Annotated in this window: 23 protein-coding genes; 17 read left to right on the top strand and 6 right to left on the bottom strand. The window is 64.4% G+C overall.

The window, feature by feature from the left end:
* Positions 1 to 8 precede the first annotated feature (8 nt).
* The 17 genes from PP1Y_RS14205 (at position 9) to PP1Y_RS26620 (ending at position 20,160) form a co-directional block, all read left to right on the top strand.
* The gene (locus tag PP1Y_RS14205; protein ID WP_013832870.1) at positions 9 to 647 is read left to right on the top strand and encodes a TraE/TraK family type IV conjugative transfer system protein; all 639 of its coding nucleotides are present in this window, start codon (positions 9 to 11) and stop codon (positions 645 to 647) included.
* Entirely contained in the window at positions 631 to 1,416 is a 786-nt protein-coding gene (locus PP1Y_RS14200; RefSeq protein ID WP_013832869.1) for a type-F conjugative transfer system secretin TraK, read from the top strand. Before PP1Y_RS14205 ends, PP1Y_RS14200 begins: the two co-directional genes overlap by 17 nt.
* Positions 1,413 to 2,723: a TraB/VirB10 family protein gene (locus PP1Y_RS14195; RefSeq protein ID WP_041558864.1), complete on the top strand. Its 1,311-nt coding sequence runs from the start codon at positions 1,413 to 1,415 to the stop codon at positions 2,721 to 2,723. Before PP1Y_RS14200 ends, PP1Y_RS14195 begins: the two co-directional genes overlap by 4 nt.
* A gap of 50 nt (positions 2,724 to 2,773) precedes the next feature.
* Positions 2,774 to 3,412, top strand: coding sequence for a TraV family lipoprotein (locus PP1Y_RS14190; RefSeq protein WP_013832867.1), 639 nt, complete (start codon positions 2,774 to 2,776; stop codon positions 3,410 to 3,412).
* The gene (locus tag PP1Y_RS14185; RefSeq protein WP_013832866.1) at positions 3,409 to 5,961 is read left to right on the top strand and encodes a TraC family protein; all 2,553 of its coding nucleotides are present in this window, start codon (positions 3,409 to 3,411) and stop codon (positions 5,959 to 5,961) included. The genes PP1Y_RS14190 and PP1Y_RS14185 overlap by 4 nt, the downstream gene beginning before the upstream one ends.
* Positions 5,958 to 6,287 (top strand): hypothetical protein, encoded by a 330-nt coding sequence (locus PP1Y_RS14180; RefSeq protein ID WP_041558863.1) that lies wholly within the window; start codon positions 5,958 to 5,960, stop codon positions 6,285 to 6,287. The genes PP1Y_RS14185 and PP1Y_RS14180 overlap by 4 nt, the downstream gene beginning before the upstream one ends.
* Positions 6,287 to 6,991, top strand: coding sequence for a conjugal transfer protein TraW (locus PP1Y_RS14175; protein WP_013832865.1), 705 nt, complete (start codon positions 6,287 to 6,289; stop codon positions 6,989 to 6,991). The genes PP1Y_RS14180 and PP1Y_RS14175 overlap by 1 nt, the downstream gene beginning before the upstream one ends.
* Positions 6,988 to 8,001 (top strand): TraU family protein, encoded by a 1,014-nt coding sequence (locus tag PP1Y_RS14170; RefSeq protein ID WP_013832864.1) that lies wholly within the window; start codon positions 6,988 to 6,990, stop codon positions 7,999 to 8,001. Before PP1Y_RS14175 ends, PP1Y_RS14170 begins: the two co-directional genes overlap by 4 nt.
* 283 nt (positions 8,002 to 8,284) lie before the next feature.
* Positions 8,285 to 10,213: a hypothetical protein gene (locus PP1Y_RS14165; protein WP_013832863.1), complete on the top strand. Its 1,929-nt coding sequence runs from the start codon at positions 8,285 to 8,287 to the stop codon at positions 10,211 to 10,213.
* A complete protein-coding gene (gene traN / locus PP1Y_RS14160; protein WP_041558862.1) occupies positions 10,210 to 11,286 on the top strand; it encodes a conjugal transfer protein TraN in 1,077 nt (358 codons plus the stop codon). The genes PP1Y_RS14165 and traN overlap by 4 nt, the downstream gene beginning before the upstream one ends.
* 286 nt (positions 11,287 to 11,572) lie before the next feature.
* Positions 11,573 to 12,304: a type-F conjugative transfer system pilin assembly protein TrbC gene (locus tag PP1Y_RS14155; RefSeq protein WP_013832861.1), complete on the top strand. Its 732-nt coding sequence runs from the start codon at positions 11,573 to 11,575 to the stop codon at positions 12,302 to 12,304.
* Positions 12,276 to 12,872, top strand: coding sequence for a S26 family signal peptidase (locus PP1Y_RS14150; RefSeq protein ID WP_013832860.1), 597 nt, complete (start codon positions 12,276 to 12,278; stop codon positions 12,870 to 12,872). Before PP1Y_RS14155 ends, PP1Y_RS14150 begins: the two co-directional genes overlap by 29 nt.
* Before the next feature lie 23 nt (positions 12,873 to 12,895).
* Entirely contained in the window at positions 12,896 to 13,786 is an 891-nt protein-coding gene (locus PP1Y_RS14145) for a conjugal transfer protein TraF (RefSeq protein ID WP_013832859.1), read from the top strand.
* A complete protein-coding gene (locus PP1Y_RS14140) occupies positions 13,783 to 14,373 on the top strand; it encodes a hypothetical protein (protein ID WP_013832858.1) in 591 nt (196 codons plus the stop codon). Before PP1Y_RS14145 ends, PP1Y_RS14140 begins: the two co-directional genes overlap by 4 nt.
* Positions 14,374 to 14,433: 60 nt before the next feature.
* The gene (locus PP1Y_RS14135; protein WP_013832857.1) at positions 14,434 to 15,855 is read left to right on the top strand and encodes a conjugal transfer protein TraH; all 1,422 of its coding nucleotides are present in this window, start codon (positions 14,434 to 14,436) and stop codon (positions 15,853 to 15,855) included.
* An 8-nt stretch (positions 15,856 to 15,863) separates the two neighbouring features.
* The gene (locus tag PP1Y_RS14130; protein ID WP_013832856.1) at positions 15,864 to 19,622 is read left to right on the top strand and encodes a conjugal transfer protein TraG N-terminal domain-containing protein; all 3,759 of its coding nucleotides are present in this window, start codon (positions 15,864 to 15,866) and stop codon (positions 19,620 to 19,622) included.
* Positions 19,623 to 19,767: 145 nt separating this feature from the next.
* Positions 19,768 to 20,160 carry a transposase gene (locus PP1Y_RS26620; protein ID WP_013832855.1) on the top strand — a complete coding sequence of 131 codons (393 nt, stop codon included), beginning with the start codon at positions 19,768 to 19,770 and terminating at the stop codon, positions 20,158 to 20,160.
* A gap of 270 nt (positions 20,161 to 20,430) precedes the next feature.
* On the opposite strand, the gene PP1Y_RS14120 is transcribed toward PP1Y_RS26620, so the two are convergent.
* From PP1Y_RS14120 to PP1Y_RS14095, 6 genes are read right to left on the bottom strand one after another with little or no spacing between them, the layout of a single operon-like run.
* The gene (locus PP1Y_RS14120) at positions 20,431 to 20,850 is read right to left on the bottom strand and encodes a BphX family protein (protein WP_013832854.1); all 420 of its coding nucleotides are present in this window, start codon (positions 20,848 to 20,850) and stop codon (positions 20,431 to 20,433) included.
* Positions 20,851 to 20,879: 29 nt separating this feature from the next.
* Positions 20,880 to 21,167, bottom strand: coding sequence for a DUF1330 domain-containing protein (locus tag PP1Y_RS14115; protein WP_013832853.1), 288 nt, complete (start codon positions 21,165 to 21,167; stop codon positions 20,880 to 20,882).
* 55 nt (positions 21,168 to 21,222) lie between these two features.
* Positions 21,223 to 22,545 carry an LLM class flavin-dependent oxidoreductase gene (locus PP1Y_RS14110; protein ID WP_013832852.1) on the bottom strand — a complete coding sequence of 441 codons (1,323 nt, stop codon included), beginning with the start codon at positions 22,543 to 22,545 and terminating at the stop codon, positions 21,223 to 21,225.
* A 39-nt stretch (positions 22,546 to 22,584) separates the two neighbouring features.
* Entirely contained in the window at positions 22,585 to 23,652 is a 1,068-nt protein-coding gene (locus PP1Y_RS14105) for a tartrate dehydrogenase (RefSeq protein ID WP_013832851.1), read from the bottom strand.
* Between the two features lie 22 nt (positions 23,653 to 23,674).
* The gene (locus PP1Y_RS14100; protein WP_013832850.1) at positions 23,675 to 24,688 is read right to left on the bottom strand and encodes a ketopantoate reductase family protein; all 1,014 of its coding nucleotides are present in this window, start codon (positions 24,686 to 24,688) and stop codon (positions 23,675 to 23,677) included.
* 20 nt (positions 24,689 to 24,708) lie between these two features.
* Positions 24,709 to 25,671 carry a dihydrodipicolinate synthase family protein gene (locus tag PP1Y_RS14095; protein WP_013832849.1) on the bottom strand — a complete coding sequence of 321 codons (963 nt, stop codon included), beginning with the start codon at positions 25,669 to 25,671 and terminating at the stop codon, positions 24,709 to 24,711.
* Between the last annotated feature and the right edge of the window lie 23 nt (positions 25,672 to 25,694).

Below are 25,694 nucleotides of genomic sequence, written 5' to 3'. Positions count from 1 at the left end.
GACCAGTGATGGCATTGTTCAGCAAGGACAAGGATGCGGGCCAGGATCCGCTCGCCGGCAAACCGGCAAGCTTCGGCATCCACCGCTACCTGCAGGGCTCGGCCAACCTCTTCGAGGAAAACCGGCTCCTCAAATTCGCGATTCTCGGAACGCTGGGGGTGACCGCAGTTCTGGGCATGCTGCTCTACACCACCAACCAGAACCAGCGCACGGTGATCGTGCCTTTCGGATCGGGCGGCGATCTTTACGTCACCGGCAATACGCCCTCCCCGGGGTACCTGCGCACGATGACCCGCAACGTGGTGAGTCTTGCCGGGACCTATTCAGCCTACAGCGCCGACCGCCAGTTCCAGGAACTCCTGAGCCTCGCGCACCCGAGCGCCTACAATGGCCTTCGCGACAGTCTCAACGCCATTCTCGACGAGCTCGCGAACAATCCGACGCTATCGATCGCGACCTACATTCGCACCGACCAACCCGTGACCTGGGACAAGACCGAGATCGTCGTGCCGGTCGAGAAGGTGCGCATCATCGGCGGTGTCATCCGCAAGTTCCGCGGCAATTTCCGGATCGGTTACGCGATCGACAACGGCCGCTTCTGGCTCACCCGCCTTTCCGAGGAAAAGTTCGATGCTGAAACCCATTAGGCGCTCCGCGAAGCGCGCCAGCGGCGCAGCGCTGTTTACCGCGGCCCTGCTCGCCTCTCCGGTCACAGCGCAGGCCCAGGCGATCATGGTCCTGCCTGGCCAGACGAGCACCATCCACCTCTCCAACCACGACATCAACCATGTAGTCTGCGAGGGCGGCGAGATCGAGGACGTGCGCTTTTCCGCGGAGAAGGCGATCGCGGTTGAAAAGGCCGGATCGGACGCCTGGATCAAGTTCCTGGTGAAGGAAATCGATGAACTGGGCGCCGTCACGCGCAGCTATGTGTCCACCCCTTCGGAATTCTTCGTCTCGTGCAATGGCGCGATCTACACGCTCTATGCCGAACCTTCGGACATTCCGGCGCAAACCGTGACCCTGGCCCCGGGGCGCCCCCAGCGCGCAAAGGCCAACGCCGATCTCCTGGCCCCCCTGGTCGAGGAAGAACGCGCGGTTTCTATCAGCCTTGCCATGCTGCAGGACCGGCTGCCTGCAAGCTTCGCCGAAGTAGCGCCTGCCTCGGGCACGATCGCGCTACCCGACCTTCCCGGCACTGCACTGACCGAACGCAGACGCGTAGCGATCGAAGGCGCCGGGCTTTCGGCATCGGAATACCTAGTGAGCCCGGCGGCAAGCGTGACGCTCGACGAGCGCAGCTTCCTCGACCGGAGCCTTGGAGTGAACATCTTCGCGGTCACGCTCGACCGGCTTGCCCTCAAGGCCGGCGAGACCGCGCGCCTTGTCGTCATCCGCAGGGGAGAGGGGCAATGACCGATGACATGCGCCGCCCGGGGAACACGCGTCCAGCGCAAAGCGGGCCTGAAGGTAAGCCCGAGGGCAGGGAAGCCGACAAGGACATGCGCCCCGACACGAACCTGATGCAACCCTCGCTTGTCGATGTGCTGCGCGCGCGCTGGGACACGCTCGGATCGGGCACGCGCCTTCGCGTCAAGCAGGCAACACTTCTCGGCGCCGTCGGGCTGCTTGGCTACGCGCTCTATACCGCCAGCAGCGCGGGCGATGAACCCGAGACCGACAAGCCCGAAGCATCGACCCTCAACATGGGCGCGGGCCTTCGCGGCGACAGCCTTGAGGAGAAACTGCGCGGCGATTTCAAGAAAGTGCTCGACGACCAGAAGCTGCTGGGCGACCGGCTCGCCGCGATCGAGGAAGGCAAGGCGCCGGGCCAGGCCGGTGTCCCGCCGCTCGGCGAAGACCTGGGCGATCTGCCACCGGCACTGGACGGAGACATACCCTCCTTTCCGCCCCCGCCCGAAGGCATTCCCGACACCATCACAGCAATGCCGCCGCTGCCGCCCTCAGCCCCGCCTGCACCGCCTGTCGAGAAGGTGGTTGGCGCGATCGGTTCTGCGACGAGCCCGGTGATCCCCAAGGGCGCCGAGGACTCGGCCGCGGACTCGAAAAAAAAGAATCGGACGATCTATTTACCGCCTGGTTTCATGAAGGCGCGGCTCCTGACGGGCGTTGATGCCCTGGCAAGCCGCGATGCAACCTCGAACCCGGAGCCGATCATCGCCCGGGTCCAAGCGCCGGCCGTCCTGCCCAATGACGTCAAGGCCAACCTTTCCGGGTGCTTCGTCATCGGCAATGCCACCGGCAGCCTCGCCAAGGAGCGGGTCGAGGTCCAGCTGGTGAGCCTCTCGTGCGTCGACTTCGATGAACATTCCGTCGTCGATCAACCGGTCAAGGGCTTCTTCGTCGATGCCGATGGCAAGAAGGGCCTCTCGGGCCGCGTGGTGACGCGGGCCGGGGCCGCCCTTGCCCGCAGTTTCATAGCCGGCACCATCAGCGGGATCAGCCAGAGCGTCGAGAATACCTTCGGAGAGACCTCGACCTCGGCGCTCGGCACGGTGCGCTCGCTCGACGCCGCCGATGCCGCAAAGACCGGGATCGCAGGCGGGCTTTCCAAGTCCTCGGACAAGCTCACCGACTTCTACCTCGATCTTGCCCGCCAGGCAGGGCCAATCGTCGAGGTTGGCGCTGCCAAGGACGTGGTCGTCGTCATCCAGGAGGGCGTTGCCCTCGAGATCAAGCCCGGCGCGGGATCGCAATTTTGATGCCCTGCTTTCCCTCATTGCACCGCAGCTCAACATCCGGAGAAGCCCCCATGGTCCTGCTTCCTGAATATTCCAAGCCGCGAACCACGCGCCTGATCGCACCTGTTCTGATGGCTCTTTCAGCCTCGCTTTCCGGCTGCGCCTCGCTCGGCTCGATCATGTCGCCCTACCCGGAAAAGTTCTCCTGCAAGAACCCCGATCACGGCCAGTGCATCCATCCCGAGGACGCCTACGAGGACGCCCGCGCGGACCGAAAGGCGCGCTCGAATCCGGCCGTGACCAACGACAGGAAGCTGCTGCGCGATAGCGGCAAGGCTGCCCGCAAGCTGCGCGGAAGTGCCCGCGACGCAGCGGGCGCCTTCGCGGGCTACCGTGACAGCGTTTATCGCGAACTCCAGGGCCTGATCGAGGCCCCGGTAACGCCCATGCTCAAATCCGGCGAGACCGTGCGCACTCTGATCCTGCCCTATGCCGACCGGCAGCGGCCCGACCGGCTGTTCATGCCCCGCTACGTCTATTCGATCCTGGAGCGCCCGACCTGGGTGGTGGGCGGCTATCTCGTAAAGCCCGTATCCCCTGCCGCGCAGCTGCCGGTGCTGAGACAGATCCGCGAAAAGCCCGTCGATGACATCACCCCCGGCGGCACGGGGCTTGCTGAACCTATGCCAGCATCGGAGACTGGAAGATGAGCGCCCACGCCAACAATGACAGGGACAAGATCGGCGATCTCAGCTTCGCGGCGCTGCGCCGGCAGGTTTCGCGCGATTCCTACTCCGATCACTTGCCGCTCGTCGCCTGGGCCGAGGAGGAAGGCGCGTTCCTCACGATCGACGATGGCTGGGGTTACGCCTGGGAACTGACGCCTAGTGCCTACATGTTCGCCCATGTTCATTCGGCGCTGCTGGGCCTTCTCAATATCCACTTCGAGCCGGGCACCGTGCTGCAGATCATCAGCTTTGCCGATCCGTTGGTTGATGATGCGCTCGATGCCTTCCTCGATCTCAAGACCCGCGACGATCCGCTGATCCAGGCTTCCGCGCGGCGCACTTATGATTACCTGCGCGACGGACGCCATGGGCTTGGCGCGCTGCACGGTATCCCGGTGCGGAACTTCCGCACTTTCCTCGCGGTCAAGACGAGGAAGCCATTGGGGCGCGATCCAAGGCGCCAGATCGAGGAGCAACTCGCACGCCTCGGGATCGCACCGATGCCGCCAGAAGCCCTGATGGCCTTCTACCGGCGCGTCTTCAACGGGCTCTTCACCGCGGCTCCGGGCAATTTCGTCAATGGCACCAGCGATGGCACCGCCCCGCGCCCCTTGCGCAAGCAGATCATCGATGCCGGGCCCGACCTGCTCTTCGAGGGCCCCGAAGTCTTCCTCGGCGGCCAGGTCGCGCGGTGCCTCACGCCCAAAGCGCCCGCCCGGCGCATCACCGCCGAACGCGCAAGCCGGCTGACCGGCGGCATCCGCGGGTCTGCCGAGGACAGCGACCAGATCGGCGGGCCGTTCCTCTACACCCTGAACGTGCTCTTCGATCACAGCGCGTTCGAGATTCACAAGCGCGCACAGATCCTCTCGGCCCAGAAGGCCGCGGGCTCCTTCGCGGTCGAGGTCGGCAAACAGATCGAGGAAATCAGCTGGGTGCTCGACGAGGCCGGGAGCAGCCGCTTCGTGCGCGTCATCCCCTCGGTCTGGGTCTTCGGCGAAACACGAGGGCAAGCGCGAGAAATGGCCGCGCGCGCGCGGCGCCTGTGGGAAGCCGAGCCGCTCCCCTTCATGATGCAGGAGGAAAGCTACCTCAATCCGATCCTGCTGCCGATGAGCCTGCCGTTCGGGCTCTACCCCGACGGCAAGACGCTGCGCATGCTCGAGCGGGACTTTCGCATGCCGGTAAAGGCCGCCGTCCTGATGAGCCCGATCCAGACCGATTTTCGCGGGGGCGGGCGCCCGGCCCTCCTCTACACCGGCCGCAAGGGCCAGCTCATAACGCTCGATCTCTTCGATCCACGCATCAACAACTACAACTTCATCGTCTCGGCCGAGTCCGGCGCGGGCAAGAGCTTCCTCCTCAACAACCTGTGCCAGCAATATTACGCGAGCGGAGCGCTCATCCGCATCATCGATATCGGCGGCTCCTACCGCAAGCTCTGCACCTTGTGCTCGGGTCGCTACATCGACCTTGGCGAGGAACGCCTCGTGCTCAATCCCTTCGATCTGGGACTCGCGATCGACGGCGAGGACAAGCAGTCCGCGATCGCCATGGCCGTCGCCATCGTTGCCGAAATGGCCAACGCGGCCACCCGCAAAGGCGTTTCCACCTCGGAATGGAACCTGCTCAAATCCGCTGTCCAGTGGACCATTGATACTGGCCGTGCCGAACGCGGCATCGATGCGGTGCGCGAGTGGCTCGGAAGTTATCCCGCCCACACCCGGAGCGATCTCGACAAGGTCGAGCATCTCCTTCCCGTCGCGCGCGAGCTTGCGTTTAACCTGAGGGATTTCGGGTCGGACGGCGCCTACGGGCACTACTTCAACGGGCCATCGACCTTCGATATCTCGAGCGACGAGTTCGTGGTGCTCGAACTCGAGCGCCTCAAGAATATGCCCGACCTCTTCAACGTCGTGGTCATGGTGGTGGTGAACGCGGTCACCCAGGAACTCTACCTCTCGGGCCGCGACCGTCCCCGTTTCGTGCTGTGCGACGAGGCCGCGCAGTTCATGACCCGCAGCGATGGCCAGGACCTCTCGCGCCTCGCCGAAGCCTTCGGGCAAGGCTACCGCCGCGCCCGCAAGTACCAGGGTAGTTTCGGCATCGTCATGCAGTCGATGAACGACCTCCTGCTCTTCGGCGGCACCGGCCAGGTCATCCTCGAAAACGCCGCGACGCGGTTTCTGCTCCAGGGCTCGACGTACGAGAAGGCGGTCGAGAACAAGATCCTCGATTACTCGCCCTTCGTGCTCGACCTCCTGAAGTCGGTCCGCAACAACAAGCCCAACTACTCCGAGGTCTTCATAGACTCCCCCCTGGGTCTGGGCATCGCGCGGCTCGTCGTCGATCCCTTCAGCTACTGGATCAACACCTCGGCGCCAACCGAAGTTGCCGCCTTCGAGGCGCTCATTCGCCGAGGCCGCTCCCCGCTCGAAGCGGTCTGCGAACTTGCAGGGGTCGATCCCGCGCAAATCCTCGGCACCCGCCCGCCGCTCCTTCTCACCGCCGAGGACGAGGAGGCAGCATGATGCGACAGCGCCCCAGCCACCCCGACCAGATGAGCCTCGACTGGAGCAAGGATGCCGAGATCGAGCGGATCATCGAGGCGCGCGTTGCCATTCGCGCCGAGGCCGCGGCCCTGCGCTGGCGCTTCCGGCTGATCCTTGTCGAAAGCGTCATGATGACAGTTCTGGTGCTGGCAGCAGGCTTCACCCTCGGCCAACCCACGGCTCTGGTCATGCGCGGCGCGTTCCTTGTCGGCATCGCCTGCTTTGCGAGCGGCATGTTGCTCATCGTGCTCTCAGGTGCCGCATGCCACCTCTCCGCGTGCCTGCGCCGCTGGAGGCACCGGTGATGAGCCCCCTGCCCCCGCAGCACGATCACGCCTGCGCGGTTGCCCTGTTCCAGGCCGCGACCATCGGCGCACTGGTGCTCGCTTCCGCCCTGCTCGGCGCCACCGCCAAGGCCGCGACCTCGACGATCGGCCGCACATGGCCCATCGCCGAGCCCGATGCCCTCTCGGAAATCGAGGCCCGCACTGCCAGGCTTCCTTCCGACATGCGCGGGAAGTTCGGCCCGCGGTCCAGATGGTCGGCCATGAAAGCCGCCTCGCTGGCGCCCGCCACCGTCAACCGGACGCGAAGTGTGGTTCCCTTCTACACGCTCGATACCGAAATCCGCCTGCCAGGCGGCAAGGTGCTCTACCCCAGGGGCTTCACCTTCAATCCGCTCGACTATGTGACGCTTCCCCAGCGCCTCGTCGTCGTCCGGCCCCGCGATCTCGCCTGGGCTCTCCAGACAGCGCGCTTGACCGATTTCATCCTGCTGGCGGCAGGCGATGCGCAAGATGAGGACGCGATCACGCTGTCCGAGCGCACGGGCCGGCCGATCTTTATTCTCGAAGAGCGCGTGAAGCAGCGCCTCGGCCTTACCGTCGCGCCGGTCGTGGTGCGCCAGCAGGGCAAAAGGCTCGAACTCACCGAAGTGCGGCTCGATCGGCGCGAGACCCGAAAGGACGCCACGACTACGCCCGCCAGCGAACGCAGGCCCCAGCCATGAACCGCTCACGCATCCGAAACGTCCTTGGAGCAGCCCTGCTTTTCGTTTCAGCCCTGGCAGCGAGTCCGGCCCAGGCATCGTCCTGCCCGGCAGGCACGGTGTTCAACCCGATCACCAAGGTGCGCTGGAACTGCATCTTCCCCATCACGATCGGCGGCGTGCGCGTGGGCAGCACCGACAAGCTCTCGCGCGAGCTCGATGCTCAGTCTTCCTCCAAGCCGCTGTGCGCCTGCCGCAAGGGCGCCACATTCTGGTTCGGGGTCAAGGTGAGCTTCTGGTCCCCGAACCGTATGATCGATGTGGTGACCGAGCCAGGCTGCATGATGGCGCTGGCCGCCGATCTGATGCCCACGCACGGCCGCCTCCAGGGCAGCCAGAGCTCCATCTCGGACGGGACGAACACGCGCAAGATGTTCGCGCAGATGCACTACTACATCTCGCCGGTCTGGAAGATGCTCGACATGTTCACCGACCTGCCCTGCCTCGAGGACGACGGTTTCGACGTAGCGATGATCACCGAGGTCCTGCCGACCTGGCAATCGGGCACACTTGGTGCGATCATCCAGCCCGAGGGCATCCTCTTCGGAAATCCCGCAGCCGGCCTTGCCTGCATGGCCGACAGCGCCGCGGCTGCCGCGGGCAAGGTCATCGATCCCCTTTTCTGGTGCATGGGCTCCTGGGGTGCGACCTACCCGGTCGCGGGCGACATCCACTTCGATGACAGTGTCGAGGCCTGGGCGGGATTGGCGGCGCGCGGCACTTATCTGATGGGGCGGCTTGGCGCGCTTACCATTTCCTCGGCCGACGGCTGCTCGTTCATCCCCCAGCCCATCTGGACCAAGAGCCGCTACAAGTATCAGCTCATGGAGCCGGTCAAGGGCGGCAAGTGCGTGAACGTCGGGCGTCCGGGCGCGCTGTGGTCCTCGGGCAAGCATGCCCCGGGGCAGGACAACGCCCAGTTCATGCTCTTCGAGAAAGTCATCTGCTGCGCGGGAGTGAGCACGCCATGAGTGCTACCTCTGCCAGCATCCTCCTTCATCCCCTTTCCGCGCGCGGCCCGGTCCCGCAATGGTCTGCCCGCCACAGCCACGAAGGCTGCCGGGACGCGCGCGGAACAGGAGCGGCCTTGCCTGCCCCCGGGCAGGGTCGCTCCGCCCCCGGCCGGCATGGCCGCCGGCGGATCCCCGGGACGTCCGCCCTCTCAACCGTCCCGGGCTCCGCCGCGGCCATGCCGGCCACACTTGGCCATCATGCCCCCATCGAGGTCCGGCCTGCTCCTGGAGAGAGCGGGCAATGAGACCCTGGCCACGCCTTGCCGCGAGCACGATCGTGCTGCTGCCTGCGGCCCTCCAGGCCCAGAGCCTGGAAGAGCGCGCCCGAACCGCGGCCAGCGCCTCGCGGGCAAAGACCGGGACCAGCGATGTGCTTCTCGATACTTACGTGACGCCCGCCATGAGCGGAGAGGCCGTGACGACGATCGATGGGAGCAAGAGCTTCACGCCGGCCATCGCCTGCCAGAAAAGCGCGAAGCTGCTCGAAGTGCTGATCCAGCCTGCCGCCACCGGCGACATCGGCCTCGTTCGCATCTCGCGCGACACGGACATGGACGGCATCTTCGATTCAAGCTCGAACTTGCCCGTCCCGATTTCGGGCATCTGCGCCAATGGCCTGCTCTCCTGCGATCCGGGCACCTGGTCCCATTGCCGTGCTTTTCGCTGGGACATCGATGCGGCGAAGAACCTGAAGCTCACCGAGGTCCAGATGCCTCAGCTTGCCGGATGCTATTGCGTTAATGCCAGCTGCGGCAGCAATCTCGTCTTCGGCAACCTGGCGACGGTCCTCAAGGACCTTGGCGGCGGTATGGTGGGCGCGCTCACCACCGCGTTTCCCGCGGTCGGCGTCGCCGAGGCGCGGATCAACGGTCCCGTGATCGGCTATGTCGGCGCACAAACGACCAGTTGTACCGGCGGCGATGCGGCCTCTGAAACCGCCTACCGCAAGAACCCCACCACGATCGGCGGCGATGCCTTTGCGCTCAGCTCCACGAACTCGGTGTTCCAGGCCCTGCAAGGCTCGGCGGCCGGCTCCGGCAAGGCCGAAGTGACCCGTGCATGCACGATCGAGCGGGAGATCACGGTTCGCTCCTGGAACTTCGACGATGTGCTGGGTATATCGGGCGCGGTACAGTCGGTCACGAGTTGCGGCACCGATTGCCGGCGCTACCGTATTGGTGGCGACGGGAACTGCAGCGATGTGCCCCCGCTTTTCAGCGCGACTATCGATACCCATGCGCCCGACCGCATCGTCTCGGCCCGCGTCGTCGGCCTTGGCGCCGACGACTGGGTCCAGGGCCGCGTCAACGGCCAAATCATTGGCTCGGCCGGCAAACGTCCATGGCTCACCGATGGCCTTCCATCGGGCGATTGCCGCCAGGGCGACAGCGATCCTTATGTCTCGCTCGATATCGATATTGCACCGCTTCTCAAGGCCGGTTCGACAACCGTGGCCGCAAGGGTGCGCGGCGGCGGCGATGGCCGCCAGGGCTACATCGAAATCGAGATCACCGCGAAAACGGGATGCGATGTGAGCGAGCGGCTGATTGACCTGTGCGCCGCCAATGCCGCTGACGACACATGCCGTCTCTACAATGAGTCGGTCGATGGGGTGGCTACGGTCGTGAACGGGGTCGGCACCGGCCTTCGCCCCCTTCCTCAAACCCGCCTGTTCGGGACCGGCGCCTGCACCTTCCAATTCGCCCGCGACTTCTTCAGCCGCAAGCGGCAATACCGCTGCATAGTCGATAGCGCAGCCCTTCCCGAACCCGATCTTAGCCGCGGCGCTTACGTCATCGACCACTCGACCGAGACCCTGCTTGCCGATCGCCAAACCGCGTCCGATGGCACTGTCACGACCTCGACGCGACCCTTCAGCCTGCCGGAGCGGGGCTCGGTGCCGACGTGCGAAGCGATCTGCAAGACGCGCGCGCCGCGCGCCAATACCGATGCAGCGCCTGCCGGTGTGGTTGGCGCAAAACAGAACGATCCCGCCGGCTACGACACCTTCTATCACGTCTGCAACAGCGCCAATGCCTGTCCTGCAGGCCCCGGTGAACAAATTGTAAGCGCCTGCGGCTGCCTCGATGATTTTCCCGAGGCCGTGGTCATGATGCAGACCGTCCGGCTCGCAGGCGCAGACATGGTCTGTACGAGTGCTGTGCGATGAGAGACTCCCGCCTTCTCCTTGCACTCATGGCTGGCGCAAGCTTTGCCGTCACAGCGCCTGTCCATGCCGAAGCGCTCTGCGCTGCCGATCTCGACGGCAACGGCGATGCCGCCGCGCCCGGCGAAACCGCCAGCTGCCTTGCAACCACCAGCGAAACCTGGCTCTGCCCGATCGAAGCGGTGAACTGTGTAGCGGATACCGATGGATCCTACGCCTGCCCGCTGGGGGACCAGTTCGCGTGCGAAATCCCCGCCTCGGGCAGCACTCCCGCCTGTTCCCCCCACGCCTGCCTCGATACCGATGCGACGCCGATCGCCGAGGAACCCGCCATGAACGATCCGGGCGTTCCGGCCGATGGCGCGCTCGATGCCGAGGGAAACTGCACCGCTGGAATCGAGATCTTTTCCGGGCGCGCCATGCGTTGCCGTCCTCCGGGACTTTCCGACAGCTTCCAGAATTGCTGCAAGGACAAGGGCAAGATCGTCAAGGACGGCATGGGCTCGTCGATTTCCTCGATCGGCACCAAGATCGCGGTCGCCAAGGGCGTCTTCACCGGCATGAAAGCCGCCTATACCGCCTTCAAGGCCGGCGCCACGGCAGGCGAAGCCGCCAGCGCAGGCGCGAACGCGCTTATCGTCGGGATCGATCCGACCTCGATCGCGATCAGCCTTGCCGTCAATTTCATGATCGAGGTCCTGCTCGCCGGGTGCGACCAGGAAGACATGGAGACCGGCATGCTGCGCGGCTCGGACATGTGCCACGAGGTCGGGACCTACTGCTCCTCGAAGATCCTGGGCATTTGCGTCCAGAAGGCCAGGGGCCACTGCTGCTTCAACACGCGGCTCGGGCGCATCATTCAGGAACAGGGCCGCCCCCAGCTCATCGCCTTCAACGAGATTGGCTGGGGCACGCCCAAGTATCCCTACTGCCGGGGATTCACGCCAGAAGAGTTCCAGGCCCTCGACTTCTCGAAGATGGATCTCTCCGAATACTACTCGGACATCGAGGCCCGTACCCAGAGCGAGGTGCAAATCGATATGGAGGAAAGGATCAATGCCTACTTCCAGCCCTGAGCCCATTACGGATTTGACTGATACCGGGCTGCGAACGGGCGCGTTCTGCGCTTCCGGTGCTCACGTTCAATCGAACCCCGTTCATCCTGAGCGTGTCGAAGGATCCGCGCCGGTTCTCGAACACACCCATTCTCGCTCCGGTCTGAGCCAAATCCGCAATGGGCGCACCCTCGCGTTGTTCGTCCTGTCGCTTTTCGTCCCTGCCTTCCCTGCGCTGTCTCAGGAGACTTTGGTCAATGAGGCTCCGAGAGCAGGAAGTCCGGTGGCGCAGGAGGGCACGGCGGCCATGGACCGGCTGAAGGAGGCCGTAAGCCGGCAGAAGACGGACACCGGATCGGGACCAACCGCGCTCCCGGACCTGCCCGACGAACAGAGGCGCCGGGCCTTCGATGGTCTCCGGGCGCGGACACCTTCGCCAGAACTGGAGACACGGGCGCGTGCAGGGCTCGAGAAGGCGCGCGAGGGTTTGGCGACCGAGCGCGAGGCCATGGCCAGGCGCATGGCGCAGGCGCTGGGGCTCGATGCGCCCGGTGTGATGCCTATCGCCCAGGCGGTGCCATCACCCTCGGCCAAAGGCTGGGTGCCGGTGCTGTTCGTGTCGTCGTCCATGCCGGTTGCGGTGCTGCGTACTTATGCGGGGCAGCTTGAGAAAGCAGGCGGGGTCATGGCGTTTCGGGGGATGCCGGGCGGGCTGACGCATGTCGGCCCGATGGCGAAACTCTCGGCGCAAATCCTGCGCGTCGATCCGGGCTGCGAAGGACCGGCCTGCATGATGCGCGATGTCCAGATCATCGTCGATCCGCTGGTGTTCCGCCAGCATGGCGTCACGCGCGTGCCTGCATTGGCGATGATCCCCGGAGATCCGGCGCAGCCCTATTGCGAACGGGGCGACAACACGCCGGTGAGCCCGCATGTCATCTACGGTGATGCGGCTCTTTCCGGAATGCTCGACGAATACGCTCGCCTTGGCGGCAAAATGGAGGTGCGCGATGCTGCGGCTCGCCTGGAAAACCGCTAGGAGCGCCTGGCCTGCGTTGCGGGATCTGCCACTGCGCGCCGCCGTTGCGTTGGGAAGCGCGGGGCTCGGCGAGCCGGTTCGCCCGGCCCGGCTCTGGAAAGCCTACGCTATCGTCCTTCCGGCAGGGTTCCTCGCCTGGTGGGCCATCCCGCAGGTCACCTGGGTCATGAGCCCCTCGATCCCCGCAATCGCGGTGCGCGCCGATCCGGGGCCCATCCGCAAGGGAGACTTCGTCATGTTCACGCTCTCGCATCCGCTCGCGGGGCCGGAACCTGTCAGCGTGACCAAGGAAGCGCTGTGCCTGCCGGGCGAGAGGATCACCATGGTCGAGCGGCCTTCCATGCGTCCCGGAACGCGCGATGGCTGGTACTACTGCAACGGAAAACTGCTCGGCATTTCCAAGCCGGTGGGCCGGAACGGGCAGGCGCTCACGCACTGGCATCCGACAATCGGCGTCATTCCGGCCGGCATGGTCTATGTCGGCTCGCCCCATCCCGATGGCTTCGACAGCCGCTACTACGGACCAGTGGCGATTCTGCGCCTCACCCGGATGAGGAAAGTGCTGTGAGGGCGCGAAGCAAGGCAGCCATGATGCTCGCAGCAGCGGCATCGGCGCTGAGCCTGCCGTCTCCTGCGCTCGCGCAGCAAGACACTGGGTCGCCCGAGGTCAAGCAAGGCTACTGGTGGTATGTTCAGCCCCCCAAACCGGTGCCGGACGAGGGGAGCGATGCCGACGCGCTCGTCAAACCCGTGATTCCGCCCATGGCAGCGCTCGCGGCATGGACACCGCCGCGCATTCGCAAGCTGATCGAGGACCAGCGCGACTATGCGGCCACCGTGCTAACCGTCGATGCCGTCGCCGATTTCTGGCGCCTGGAAGACTTCGCCCGCCGCAAGGCCCGCGCCTTTGCCGGGCTCACCCAGATCGCCATGTTGCAGAACCCTGCCCTGAACTCAAAGTCAGCCAATCCGATGGTCGGCGATGCCCGGGCCGAGCTCACCGCGCACAAGGACGAGGTCCGGCAGCGCTACCTGCGGGCGCACGCCAACGAATTCGCGCTCGTCATGTTCTCGCGCACCACCTGCGGCTACTGCCGTGTGCAGTGGCCCATCGTCCAGCGCTTCCAGGACGAGATGGGCTGGCAGGTCAGCCTGATGGACCTCGACCGGCGCCCGGACCTGGGTGCTCGCTTTGGCGTTGACGTGACGCCCACCACCATGATCATTCGGCGGGGTAGCCAACAGCGCATGGTCATTGCCGCCGGGATCGAGGCCTATCCCAACCTTGCCCAGATGGCCTACCAGGCCGTGAAGCTCCTCACCGGCGACATCCGGCCCGAACAGTTCATGACGGGCGCGGGCGAGGAAGGCGGCTTCTTCGATGCGCTTTCCGCTGGCCCCATCGCGGCAAGCGATCCGCGTGCCCTGTCCCGGGATAGTGGGATCGGAGATGAATCCACTCCCTTTGGGTCTGGCCAATGAAGCAAGCCATTCGCCTCCTGGTCCTGGTCATCGCCGCAACCTGCCTGGCAGCGATTGCTCCTTCCAGTTGGGCCCGCCCCGGCAAGCGCGAGGATGCGCGGGCAGCCGCAATTCATCCGGTATCCAGCATCACACAAATGCAAGCCTGGCTTGCGCGTGTACCGGTCACCCGCGACTTTCCGCCCGACTTCGCGCCGTCGCTCCGCGCCTATGCACCTGCCTTTGTCATTGAGATGAGCACCGCGACGGGGTGTGTGCCTTGCGCCGATCTGTGGACCCGGCTCGGCATTCTGCGCCAGCACTATGGCTGGCAGGTGCGCACGATATCGAGCGAGGAGGCCCTGCTGCGCTCTGGCCGGCTTGGCCTGCCCTGGGTCGGCCATCCCGTTGCCTGGGTCCGGCCCGTCGACGATCCCTCCCGCATGGTCCCCATCGCGATCGGCACTGATCATGCACCCAACCTTGCGCGCAACGCCTGGCTGGCCGCGCGCATGCTGACCGGCGTGCGCGCTCAGGTCGGTGTACGCGCGCTCTCCAAGTTCACCGGGATCGTGGGCGCAAGCCCGACATCCCGATTCCATCGCTGAGGGACCGTTCATGGCGGGCCGGTCCCTTCCCTCATTGGCACGAACAGAAGGACGCCCGCCATGGTCCAGCCCCCCGCCCGCCTGAGCATTGCTGTAGCCTTGCTGCTCGCCTCGTGCGCGGCAAGCTCGCCAGCCCATGCTCAGAGCTGGGCAGAGACCTGGTTCGACAACGTCACCTATACGAGCCCAGGCAGCTTCGAGGACCAGACACGCGGCTATGTGACCGCCGGAGGCATGTCGGGCCGGGTCGATGTTCACAACGACTATCTCACCAGTCTCACCCTGCCCAAGATCAAGGCGGGCTGCGGCGGCATCGACATGTTCCTGGGCGGGATGTCCTTCCTCGATCCCGACTACCTCGTCCAGAAACTGGAGAGCATCCTCCAGGCCGCACCCGCCGTCGCCTTCCAGTACCTCCTCGAAACCCTGGACGAGAAGATGGGCAACATCATCTCCAAGATGGAAGCGGCAACCAACTTTCTGAACTCGATCCAGGTGAACGACTGCCGGCTTGCCAATCGTATGGTCCAGATCGCCAAAGGCGATGAGAACATGTCGGGCATCATCGAGGAGATGACCGGCTACAAGTCGGTGAAGGAAGGCTTTGCCAAGAGCTATCAGCAGAGCCGTGAGAAGATCGAGGCCAATGCCAACAACCCGACCGAGGACCTGAAGGACGCGCTCGCCAACTGCCCGGCCGAGGTCACCGAGATCTTCCGTACCGGATCGCTGCTTTCCCATGCCGCGACCCGCGTCGGCGCAGGCGACTGGGCGAGCGTGATGCGTGCGCGGGTGGGCGACGTCTACATGCGCTGGGACGCAGCCGACAAGGTCCCGCTCTTCTCGGCGATCCCGGCGTGCCCGCATCAGGATACCGAAAGCGTCGAGGATTTCCTGACCGGCAAGGTCCAGCGCCGCGCGCTCAACATTCCGGCGACTTCCGCCGATTGCTCGGCCGGAAGCGGCAAGGGCGCACTGGATCTGGCGCGCGAGCGCATGGAAGCGATCGCCGGCAAGATCAGATCGCGCAGCGCGCTAACGGCTGACGAGCGCCAGTTCGTCGCGAATATCCGCACCCTGCCCGTCTATCGCATGCTCGAATGGGGTGTGCGCCAGGGCGTTCCGGATTCGGTGATCGCTGACACCGACGAACTGGTTGCCCTCACTCTCGCCTACCAGATGCTCAATGACCTCACGCGCAGCATCGACTTTGCCGTCTCGAATGCCGAACGCGGAGCCAATGCGGCGGGCGCAGCCGATGCCGCCAATACGAACCTGTGCCAGACCCGGATCCTCACCAAGGGTATCGAGCAGCTTCGAGGGCTTCGCGAGGAGGTGTTGCGCCAGCGCGCGCAGATGCGCCAGAGCTACATGGCAGCGCTGGGTGCCGCTAATCTCTCGGCCAATTACGCCGGTCTCATCCGCCAGCGAGACCGCGATGCGCGCGATGCCGCCGGTGCCGCTGCGGCCCCGGGCCGGTGAGGCGAGCCATGACCCAGCCTTCCCTTGCCCGCACCGTCTCCGGCCTTCTTACCGCCCTGACTTTGAGCCTTATCGCGACGCCAGCCCTTGCGGTCGATACGAGCTTCTATACCTATGATGGCTTTGCCGAAACGGTCGATGCTTTCCGGCTTGTCTCAATGATCTTTGCCGACCCGCGCTACGAAACGCTGGTCGAGATCATTGCCGTGGTCGGGATCGCGCTTGGCGCCGTGATCGCCAGCGTGCGTGGGCAAGGCATGGGCCTTGTTGCTTTCGGTTTCCAGATCCTGGTGGGTGTGGGTCTCTTCGTAGGGCTCATCGCCACGACCGGCACGGTCCATGTCTACGACAAGGTGCGCAACGCCTATCAGCCAGTGGGCGATGTGCCGAACCTCCTCGTGCTTGTTGCGGGCGTCACCAACCTGATGGAGCGCTCGCTCGCCGAGACGATCGACGACAATACGCTGGATCCCAATGCCAAGCTCGAGTTCGGCACGGGTGGGCACAGCTTTGATCTCTTCCTCAACGCGGTATCCCCAAACGGCCCCATGACCGACAGTTTCCTCGATGCGACGATCAAGGATTACCTGCGCCAATGCTATCCCGTTGCGCGCGTCTCTCCGTCCTACCCTGTCGACGATGACCAGCTGTTTCGCACGGCAACCGACCTGCCCGAAGCCTTCGCGGCCATGGCCGGCCCATCGACATTCAGCACGATTTACACTGCCGCCGACAAGGGAGGGACTACGGTCAGTTGCACCGAGGCCTGGGATCATATCCATACCCGGCTGTCCGATCCCGCCCTGTTCGAGGATTACACCCGGCAGGTCTGTCAGCGAACGGGTTACGACATAGCCGATGCCGCCCAGCTTGCCCGTTGCCGCTGGCGCATTGGCGACATGGGGCAAATGATGATGGGAACGCCGCTTGTCCTCCAGGCCTTCATGAGCGATGTGCTGCTCGGCAATGCAGTGGGCGACGTGCTTTTCGAGGACAGTCCGGCAGCCGCTGCCCGGGTCATAGCCAACCGGGCGATTGTTTCGAATGGCCTTGCTACCATGTCGGTAGCCAACGAATGGATGCCGACGATCCGGGCCACTGTCTTTGCCATCATGCTCTTCATGGTGCCGATTGCTCTGCTCTTCGTGCTGACCCCCATAAACTTGCGGGTGGCGAGCTTTGCGATCGGGCTTTTCGTGTTCGTCGCGCTGTGGGGTGTGATCGATGCCGGGATCTACCAGCTGACGCTGGGCCGGGCGATGGAAGTCCTCGCCCAGATGCGCAGCAACGCGGTTGCCGCCAATGCCTGGATGCTCGCGCCCTCAGCCGCGATGAAGGCCCTCGCCATCTTCGGCACCTTCCGTACGGCGGCGGCAGGGTTGGCTGGCGCCTTCGTCTTCACCGTATTCCGTTTTTCCGGGAACGTGTTTTCGAGCTTCACCGGCGGCGCGCTTCAGGCCCAGGGCCTGGGTTCGGCGGCAGCCGCGCCGATGGCGACGCGCGAGGGCTATGCCTCCGCCCTCGAAGCCCAGGCCTCCGCCAGCGGGACGATAGCAAGGCGCAGCGCGACCTCGAGCTTTGGTGATTTTGGCGAACGCTCCACGTTTGGGGCGAACCGGTCGTTCGGCGCGGCGGACACGGTCCTTGGCGAAGCGAACAACGGCATGCCCGGTGTCCCCGCCTTCGGAATGGGCGCGGTCGATGCATCCCGCGAGCTTGGCGGGATCGCCCCTGCCCTTGGTAGCCGCAGTCTCGCAGACCCGGCAACCGCGCGCGCGGTGCGTGCCAATGCGACGACCGCGGCGATCCATAACTTTGCCGAAAAGGATGCCCTGCGCAGCCTTGGCACCGGATATTTTGGCGCGGGCCAGTCAGGTGAGAAGGCCTTCGCCGACTTCGCGCAGAACATGGTGCAGTGGAAGGCCTTCGGCGACGAGCGCGCCTATTCGATGATGTTCCAAGGCGCGGCGCGGCACTTCGAGCGCGGTGGCTATTCCAGGGCGGATGCGGAACTGAAGGCATCGGGCGTGATCGGCGAAGCCGGGGCCGATCCGACCTTCGCCAAGCTCATCGCCAATGCTTACGAGCAGGAGCAGATGCTGCAGAACGACCTGACCGGCGCGCAGGTTCAGGCAGGCGCCATGCAGGGCCGGCGCGACTATGCCGGGGATCGCGTGGCCGAAGTGGAACGCGGCAATATCGCTGCCGAGCAGGCCTGGCGAACGGGGAACAACGAAGGCCAGCGCGCCGCCGCCTCCATGCTTGGCCTCCCTCTCGATGAAACCAGCCGCCGCATCGCGTTCATCAATGCCCTCTCGGGCGAGGCACGCTCCTCTGCCATTACCCAGCTCTCCCGCGCTACTGGCCGGAATGAGGCTCAGGTTCTACGCGCGCTCGAAACCTACAATGCTGCGATCCAGGTCGGGACGGCGGACGGAGCGAGCGCCGAGGCCGCGCGCGAAGGGACTAGCGTCTACGGCCGCACCCGCGAAGCTGCAGGCTACGACTTTGCCAAGCGGTCCGGGAAGCTTGATGCTCAGCGGGAGGTGGGAACTGGCGGTACACGCAGCGCCGCGCGCATCGGCGAGCAGCGGCGGCAGTCGGAGAATTTTGGTTATGCCGAAGGCGCCGCAGGAGCTGGGACTTCGGTACGGCAAGCGGCCCGGCTCGACAGCTTCATCCAGACGCTGCGACAGACCTCGGGCAATCAGGTCGACATGGCAGAAGGCGGGGGTGACGGCATCGCCGACAGAGCGCGCAACGAGCGCCTAACCCGCATCGTCGATAATGAGCGGCTCACCCGTATGCAGAAGCTGCTCAACGATCACGGCATCAAGCTTACCAGGCGCCAGATCGCGATGGACCAGAACGGGGACTTCAGTCTCAATCTGACGTCCCGCACGGCTGCGGCATTGTGGCGCGGCGGTCTCATCAACGAGAGTCAGCTTGGCGCGATTGCCAACGGGGGCACGGCGCGCTTTTCCTTTGCGCACGATGATGTGCTGGTTTCCAGCAGCGCGGGCTTTAGCCAGTCGGCGCGCAGCGATACCAGCACGCGTTTCGAGGCAGGAAAGCAGGCAGGGCCGGACACGATCGAGCATTTCCTGGGCGGCGGGAAGCAGGGCCACGACGCTATGGCAAACTGGCTGCGCGGTGGGTTCGAAATGGATCGGCACGGGAACTGGCGGTTGGAGCCGCAGGTGGCCGATACGCTGCAGCGGGATGTTCAAGCGATCATGGCGCAGACCGGGTGGATGCGGAGCATCGAACGCTCGGCACAGGATCAGAATTCGATGGGGACTAACCTTGGAGCCTCTATCTCAGCCTCAGCAAGTCGCGCTGCCACAAACAAGCAAGGTGTTAGCGGGCAGAAGCGGGCGAACAATTCCATTGCGGGCGGTGCCTCTGCGAAGCTCGGCTTTGAAAGCACGGATATGGGAATTACTTCGGAGACTGCTAACTCCAGCGTAGACATCGTGAACTACGATGTGCGCAACGCGATTGCGGCAGCCGAGCGTGCGGCCGCCCGATCTGAAACTCCTGCTCATGCCTTCGCACGAGAACTGAACCGTCAGGTGCTCGGGTCAGATGGCCTGCGTAATCGCTATTTGGAGCAGGCAGATTCCGCAAGGGGTACCGCCGACGTCACCGCCCCTCTCACATCTATTGAACAGTCTTCCGTGCTCCGTACCGGGCGCTTTTCAAATGATATGGAAAATGGCCCCTTCGACGGTGATCCGACATTCAAGGAGCGCGCCGATAAATGATCAATCACCGCTTTGGATGAAAATGGCGCCAATGAAGCATCCCCGAACGTGGATCGAGGGGATCGGAATAAGGATCGCTTAGTACTACAGTTGCATTTGAAGTTACTTTCTGATTCTCTGCGGGTGATCGGCGGAGGATTGGATCATGGCGGTTGCGGAGTGGGCGGGGACGCTGGTTGATTGGCGAGCAGCGCTTGAGGAGTTGAAGGCGCATCTTGCCCCGGCGCTGGGCCGGGCGGAGACGCGGGCCTCGGCCGGAGCTTTCATCGATGGGCTGCTTTCGGGCGTGGAGCGCAAGACGGGATGGATACTGGCGGAGGAGGCGGGATTGGATCGACCCTATCGAATCCAGTCGCTGCTCGGCCGGAGCGCCTGGTCGGCCGATGTGCTGCGTGAGCGCGTGCAGGATTACGTCGCTGCCGCCTTCCTCGCCAAGCTCGCCGCCGATCAGCGCCGCGCCGCCTGGATCCGTGCCGAACCCGAACTCGGCGACCCAAGTAAACGGGACAAAACGAGTCCGGACCGACGGGCAGCATGATGCGCTTACTTCAGGGCCTCCTCACAACACCGGAAATCCGGCGTCTCATCGCGAAGCTCCTCCTCGCAACCAAGACCCATCCCGCAGCAATCTGGGCATGGTCCCGATGGCGGCGAATGCACCAGTCCGTCGCGGCTCACTGCCATCGAAGAAAGCGACTTCAAATGCAACTGTAGTATTAGATGCCCCGCTTGACAGAATTGTTCTCCATTTTTCGTTGCAGTAATATTGAGCCGGGGCTGACGGTTCCCCGGCCCGCGCTCTGGCTCCTCAGCCTTGCTGCATCTTGTCCCGATGCGACGCGGTCCAGGCGTACCAGGAGCCGAGCACGATCACCGCATGGGCCGCCAGCGTCGTGATGACGACCCAAGCCGCCTCGCCGCTGCACAGCAGGGAGTAGAGGTCCCAGGCCGCGCCGACCGCTTCGGTCAGCACGATCACCGGGACCAGTGCGATGTATTTCCACGGCTGCCGCGCCCCCCACAGGGCGACGACGCCGATCGCCGCCAGCTGAATCCCGACGATCAGCCAGGCATCGAGCAGCAGGCCGAACACCGGCTTGCCCTGGGCCAAGTCGATCCCGGGATATATCAGTGGCAGGGCGCCCGCATAGACCTGCGGCCAGAGCAGGACGAGATTGCACAGGTACCAGATGCCGCAGGCGATGAAGAAAGTGCGCAAGCTTTGCATGGTTCGACCTCCTGGAAAGGCTGCTGCGATCAGTCGGCGATCGCAAAAATGTCCGACGTCGCGCCGGCGATCCGTGCATCCTTGAACGGCGCATAGTCAGGGCAGGCCATGAACGCCTGCACATCGGCCATCGCGGGGAAGCGGATTATCACCGTATAGTGCGGCGCTGCGCCTTCGCCTTCGAAGCGTTCGAACTGGGTGGAGCGGCAGATCAGTTCGCCGCCGAAACGCGCCACCATCGGCGGCACATTGGCCTGATAATCCGAAACCCAGCCATCGTCGTGGGAGGTGACGGAAGCGATGAAGTAGGCGGCCATTGCTTGGTCCTTTCGTGTCGTTGCCAGTCTTGCTTGCGGCTCCCGCCCTGCCGCGTCAAAAGAAGCGATTGGCGGGGCGCGGCAGCCCGAAATGATCGCGCAGGGTCGTGCCTTCGTATTCCGCCCGAAAAAGGCCCCGGCGCTGCAGTTCGGGCACCACCAGATCGACGAAATCGTCGAGGCCCTCGGGCAGATAGGGGAACATCACCACGAACCCGTCCGAACCGCGCTCTTCCAGCCATTGCGCCATCTCGTCGGCGATCGAGGCCGGCGTGCCGACGAAGGCGAGCCCGGCATAGCTGCCGGCTTTCGCGGCGAGCTGGCGGATCGTGAGATTGTTCTGCCGGGCCTGTTCGACCAGCATTTCCCGAGACGTCTTGCTGGCGTTGGTCTCTGGTATTTCGGGGAGGGGGCCATCGGGGTCGAACCCCGATACGTCATAATCGAGCATCCCGCACAGCGAATGAATTCCGCTTTCGTAGTGGACCAGACTGTCGAGACGGGCCCGCTTTGCCCTGGCCTGTTCGACGCTGTCGCCCACCACGACGAGGGCGGCAGGCAGGATCTTGAGATGATCGGGATTGCGGCCGATCGGGATCATCCGCCCCTTCACGTCGGCATAAAAGCTTTTTGCAGACGCAAGATTGGAACCGGCGGCAAAGACCACTTCGGCGGTTTCGGCGGCCAGCTGGCGCCCCGGATCCGAGGCCCCGGCCTGGAAGATGACCGGCCAGCCTTGCGGGGGGCGGGCGATGTTGAGCGGACCAAGAACCGAGAAATGCGGCCCCTTGTGATCGAGCACGTGCATCCGCGCGGGATCAAAATAAATGCCGCTTTGGGCATCGCAGACGAAGGCGTCTTCGGCGAAGCTGTCCCACAGGCCGGTCACGACATCGTAGAATTCGCGGGCGCGGTCGTAGCGGCCGGAATGATCGGGCTGGACCTCCAACCCGAAATTCTTGGCGCTGTCGGGGTTTGACGTGGTCACGACGTTCCAGCCGGCCCGCCCGCCGCTGATGTGATCGAGCGAGGCAAAGCGGCGCGCGACGTGGAACGGTTCGTCGAAGGTGGTCGAAGCGGTCGCGACCAGGCCGATCCGTTCGGTCGCGCCGGCCAGCGCCGACAGCAGCGTGAAGGGTTCGAACGATGTGACGGTGTGGCTGCGCCGCAGCGCTTCGACCGGCATGTTCAGCACACCGAGATGATCGGCCATGAAAAAGGCATCGAACTTGCCCGCTTCGAGCTTGCGGGCGAACTGCCGGATCGCGGAGAAGTTGAAGTTCGCATCCGGAATGGCCCCGGGGTAGCGCCAGGCGCCGGTATGGATACTGACCGGTCGCATGAACGCACCGAGGTGAAGCTGGCGTTTTTGGCTCATGCGTTTGCTTCCTTCAGGTTCGCGGGGATTGCCGGGGCCTCACCTTGCCGGCAATTGGTCCAGGATCTGGCGGGTCAGGTCCTCGGTACTTCCGTTGCCGCCCAGATCGGGGGTCAAGACCGCTTGCGGATCGCGCAGGACCGCCTCGATCGCGGCCAGCACCATCGCCCCGGCCTCCGCTTCGCCGAGATGGTCGAGCATCATCGCCCCCGACCAGATCTGGCCGATCGGATTGGCAATGCCCTGGCCGGCAATGTCCGGCGCCGAACCGTGCACCGGTTCGAACATCGAGGGATAGCGCCGGGGCGGATTGAGATTGGCGGACGGCGCAACCGCTATCGTCCCGGTCACGCCAGGACCGAGATCGGACAGAATGTCGCCGAACAGATTGGACCCGACCACCACGTCGAACCGTTCGGGTGACATCACGAACCGGGCGGCCAAAATGTCGATATGGTACTGGTCGGTGGCGATCTCGGGGTATTCCGCGCCGATCGCCGCGAACCGCTCGTCCCAGAACGGCATCGAATGGTAAAGCCCGTTGGACTTGGTGGCCGAGGTGACGTGCGGTCGGCCAAGCTTGCGCGCGAAATCGAAAGCGTAATGCAGGATCCGGTCGGTGCCGCGGCGGGTGAACACGGCCTGCTGGATGACGATTTCATCCTCGCCGGTGCCGGTGCGGCCGCCGATCTGCGAATATTCGCCTTCCGAATTTTCCCGCACCACCCAGAAATCGATATCGCCGGTGGTCTTGTCGCGCAACGGCGAACGGATGCCCGGCAGCAAGCGCACCGGCCGGAGATTGACATATTGATCGAATTCTCGCCGGATCGGCAGCAGCAGGCCCCACAGCGAGACGTGATCGAGGACCCCGGGATAACCGACCGCGCCAAGGAAAATCGCGTCATGATCGGCAAGCCGTGTCAGCCCGTCATCGGGCATCATCTTGCCGGTGGCGAGATAGGTTTCGCAGCTCCAGTTAAAGTCGCGAAACTCGAGCGCGAACCCGCATCGTTCCGCGACCGACGCCAAGACCCGCACCCCGGCGGGCAAGACCTCGCGGCCGATGCCGTCGCCGGGAATGTTGGCTATGGTATAGCGGTTCAAGTGGGCTTCCCGTGCCGAAAGGTCAAAGGTAGGTGTTCAGGGTCTTGAGAACGCGGTAAGCCCCAAGGAATGTCGGTGCATCGACCCCGAGCCTCTCGGCGGCTTCGGCCAGCGGCCCCAACACTTCATCGACTTCCATGCGCCGACCCGCAACCAGGTCATCGTGCATCGAGGTCCGCACCGGTCGATTCTCCGGCTTGAACCGGCTGACCATGGCCATGACCCCGGCAAGCGCTTCGTCGAAGCTCTCGCCATTGATTTCGACCAGCCGCGAGACGGGCGCGAAGAAATTCTGCGGTTCGTAACCCAGCGCCCGGTATATCGCCAGCAGGTCCTTGACGATCAGGACATACTGGGCCGCGCCCTCGCGCACTGCCACACCATCGACGAAATCGAGCTCCTTGATGCCGCCCAGGGTGCTGGCGCTCCATGACGAAGCGCTGCCGACCTGCACCAACTTTTCCCAATGGACGTGCGTGATGTCGGCAGTCGAGCGTGATCCCATGCCGGCGGAGTCGAGCGCCTTGGCCATTATCCGGGTGCGATCGCTTTCCCCGCCTTCCAGTTCGCCGAAATAGGCGGTGACCGGAACCGCCATGTGGTTGAGCGCGCGACCGGGTTCGAGCAGGGTAGCCCCATCCATGATCGATCCGCCGATCACCTTGGCCTTGCCGAACGCGGTCTGCAGCTTGCCTTCCTTGCCGACCCCGTTCTGCAAGGTCAGGGCACAGGCCGTCCGATCGACCAGCACGGCGGCATCGGCGAGCGCCTGATCGGTGCCTTTCGCCTTGGTCAGCAGGATGTAATAATCGATCGGCCCCTCGACCTCGGCCGGCGTTTCGACCGCGTGCAGGTTGTCGCGCTGCACGAACTGGGCACGCACCCCTTCGATTTGCAGACCGCTCCGGCGGATCGCCTCGACATGGGGCTTGCGGGCGATCAGCGTCACCTTGTGTCCGCCACGGGCCAGAAAGCCGCCGATCACGGAACCGAGCCCGCCCGCGCCGTGGATGCAGAAATGCAGTTGCTTGGTCATGAAGGGTGTCCCGCGTTCGCTCAAGCGATTCCTAGCTCGACGAGCCTGGCTTTGATTTCTTCCCTCTTCTGCTGGGTCACGTCGGCGACCGGGGGAAGGATCGGGCCGGCCTTGAGGCCAATCGCCTCGTACCACGCCTTGATGTTCGCCAGCGCCGAGGCATAGGTCGCTGTGCGCGCAATATCCCAGACGAAATTGTCATGGTAGAATTCGCGGACATCGTGCAGGCCTTCCCACTTGGTGCGGGCCTCTTCCCATTTGCCCTGGTTGGAAAGGTTGATGTAGTCGAGCGCGAGGTGGCGCTTGTTGCCATAGAGCATGAACGACAGTTCGCCCCAGCACACTGTCCCGCCCAGCCGGAGGTCTTCGAGGAAGAAATACTCGAAAGGCTCCATGGTGTTGAAACCTTCGGGCATAAGGCTGCGGATCTTGATCGTTTCGGCGCGGTTCATCGCACCCTGCTTGACCCCGATCACGGTATCGAGATCGGCCAGGCGGCGCATCAGGTTCCAGCTCAGCACGGTGCCCGATACCGGGGTGCGGTAAAGGCAGACCGCCATGTTGCTGCGATCGGTCAGATACTTGAACCAGGCGAAAATTTCGTCGTCGGTGCGCAGCTGGACGACCGGGTTGATGACCTCGGCGCCGTTGAAGCCCAGTTTCTCGACGAACTGCATCTTTTCCAACGCAAGGTGGACCGACGGGTCGAGGATGATGGTCCAGAGGTCGAGCCGCCCGGCGTTGGCCTCGGCGACGATCTCGTGATAGCGCATCCATTCGGACGGGGTGACGTTCCAGCACTCGGCGATGAAACCGCCGACAACCAGGCCATCAAGGCCCATTTCGACGTATTTGTCGATGTTGTAGCGGATCCCGTCAATGTCGAACTTGTGGTCGGCGGTCATCGGGGTGATCGGGCACTGGTAGAACCCCTTGACGGTTGCGGTGGCCCACTTCTTGGCGTCCTTGCGATCGTAGTCCACTGTACGGCTCCTTCACCCTTTGT

Source organism: Novosphingobium sp. PP1Y (assembly GCF_000253255.1).
Taxonomy (GTDB): Bacteria; Pseudomonadota; Alphaproteobacteria; order Sphingomonadales; family Sphingomonadaceae; genus Novosphingobium.
Note: the sequence above shows the minus strand (reverse complement) of the source record. Positions and strands in the feature narration are given on the sequence as shown.

Excerpts from the sequence above, each read along its gene's own strand:
- PP1Y_RS14205 (WP_013832870.1), top strand. The coding sequence starts at position 9 with ATGGCATTGTTCAGCAAGGACAAGGATGCGGGCCAGGATCCGCTCGCC.
- PP1Y_RS14200 (WP_013832869.1), top strand. The coding sequence starts at position 631 with ATGCTGAAACCCATTAGGCGCTCCGCGAAGCGCGCCAGCGGCGCAGCG.
- PP1Y_RS14195 (WP_041558864.1), top strand. The coding sequence starts at position 1,413 with ATGACCGATGACATGCGCCGCCCGGGGAACACGCGTCCAGCGCAAAGC.
- PP1Y_RS14190 (WP_013832867.1), top strand. The coding sequence starts at position 2,774 with ATGGTCCTGCTTCCTGAATATTCCAAGCCGCGAACCACGCGCCTGATC.
- PP1Y_RS14185 (WP_013832866.1), top strand. The coding sequence starts at position 3,409 with ATGAGCGCCCACGCCAACAATGACAGGGACAAGATCGGCGATCTCAGC.
- PP1Y_RS14180 (WP_041558863.1), top strand. The coding sequence starts at position 5,958 with ATGATGCGACAGCGCCCCAGCCACCCCGACCAGATGAGCCTCGACTGG.
- PP1Y_RS14175 (WP_013832865.1), top strand. The coding sequence starts at position 6,287 with ATGAGCCCCCTGCCCCCGCAGCACGATCACGCCTGCGCGGTTGCCCTG.
- PP1Y_RS14170 (WP_013832864.1), top strand. The coding sequence starts at position 6,988 with ATGAACCGCTCACGCATCCGAAACGTCCTTGGAGCAGCCCTGCTTTTC.
- PP1Y_RS14165 (WP_013832863.1), top strand. The coding sequence starts at position 8,285 with ATGAGACCCTGGCCACGCCTTGCCGCGAGCACGATCGTGCTGCTGCCT.
- traN (WP_041558862.1), top strand. The coding sequence starts at position 10,210 with ATGAGAGACTCCCGCCTTCTCCTTGCACTCATGGCTGGCGCAAGCTTT.
- PP1Y_RS14155 (WP_013832861.1), top strand. The coding sequence starts at position 11,573 with ATGGACCGGCTGAAGGAGGCCGTAAGCCGGCAGAAGACGGACACCGGA.
- PP1Y_RS14150 (WP_013832860.1), top strand. The coding sequence starts at position 12,276 with ATGCTGCGGCTCGCCTGGAAAACCGCTAGGAGCGCCTGGCCTGCGTTG.
- PP1Y_RS14145 (WP_013832859.1), top strand. The coding sequence starts at position 12,896 with ATGCTCGCAGCAGCGGCATCGGCGCTGAGCCTGCCGTCTCCTGCGCTC.
- PP1Y_RS14140 (WP_013832858.1), top strand. The coding sequence starts at position 13,783 with ATGAAGCAAGCCATTCGCCTCCTGGTCCTGGTCATCGCCGCAACCTGC.
- PP1Y_RS14135 (WP_013832857.1), top strand. The coding sequence starts at position 14,434 with ATGGTCCAGCCCCCCGCCCGCCTGAGCATTGCTGTAGCCTTGCTGCTC.
- PP1Y_RS14130 (WP_013832856.1), top strand. The coding sequence starts at position 15,864 with ATGACCCAGCCTTCCCTTGCCCGCACCGTCTCCGGCCTTCTTACCGCC.
- PP1Y_RS26620 (WP_013832855.1), top strand. The coding sequence starts at position 19,768 with ATGGCGGTTGCGGAGTGGGCGGGGACGCTGGTTGATTGGCGAGCAGCG.
- PP1Y_RS14120 (WP_013832854.1), bottom strand. The coding sequence starts at position 20,850 with ATGCAAAGCTTGCGCACTTTCTTCATCGCCTGCGGCATCTGGTACCTG.
- PP1Y_RS14115 (WP_013832853.1), bottom strand. The coding sequence starts at position 21,167 with ATGGCCGCCTACTTCATCGCTTCCGTCACCTCCCACGACGATGGCTGG.
- PP1Y_RS14110 (WP_013832852.1), bottom strand. The coding sequence starts at position 22,545 with ATGAGCCAAAAACGCCAGCTTCACCTCGGTGCGTTCATGCGACCGGTC.
- PP1Y_RS14100 (WP_013832850.1), bottom strand. The coding sequence starts at position 24,688 with ATGACCAAGCAACTGCATTTCTGCATCCACGGCGCGGGCGGGCTCGGT.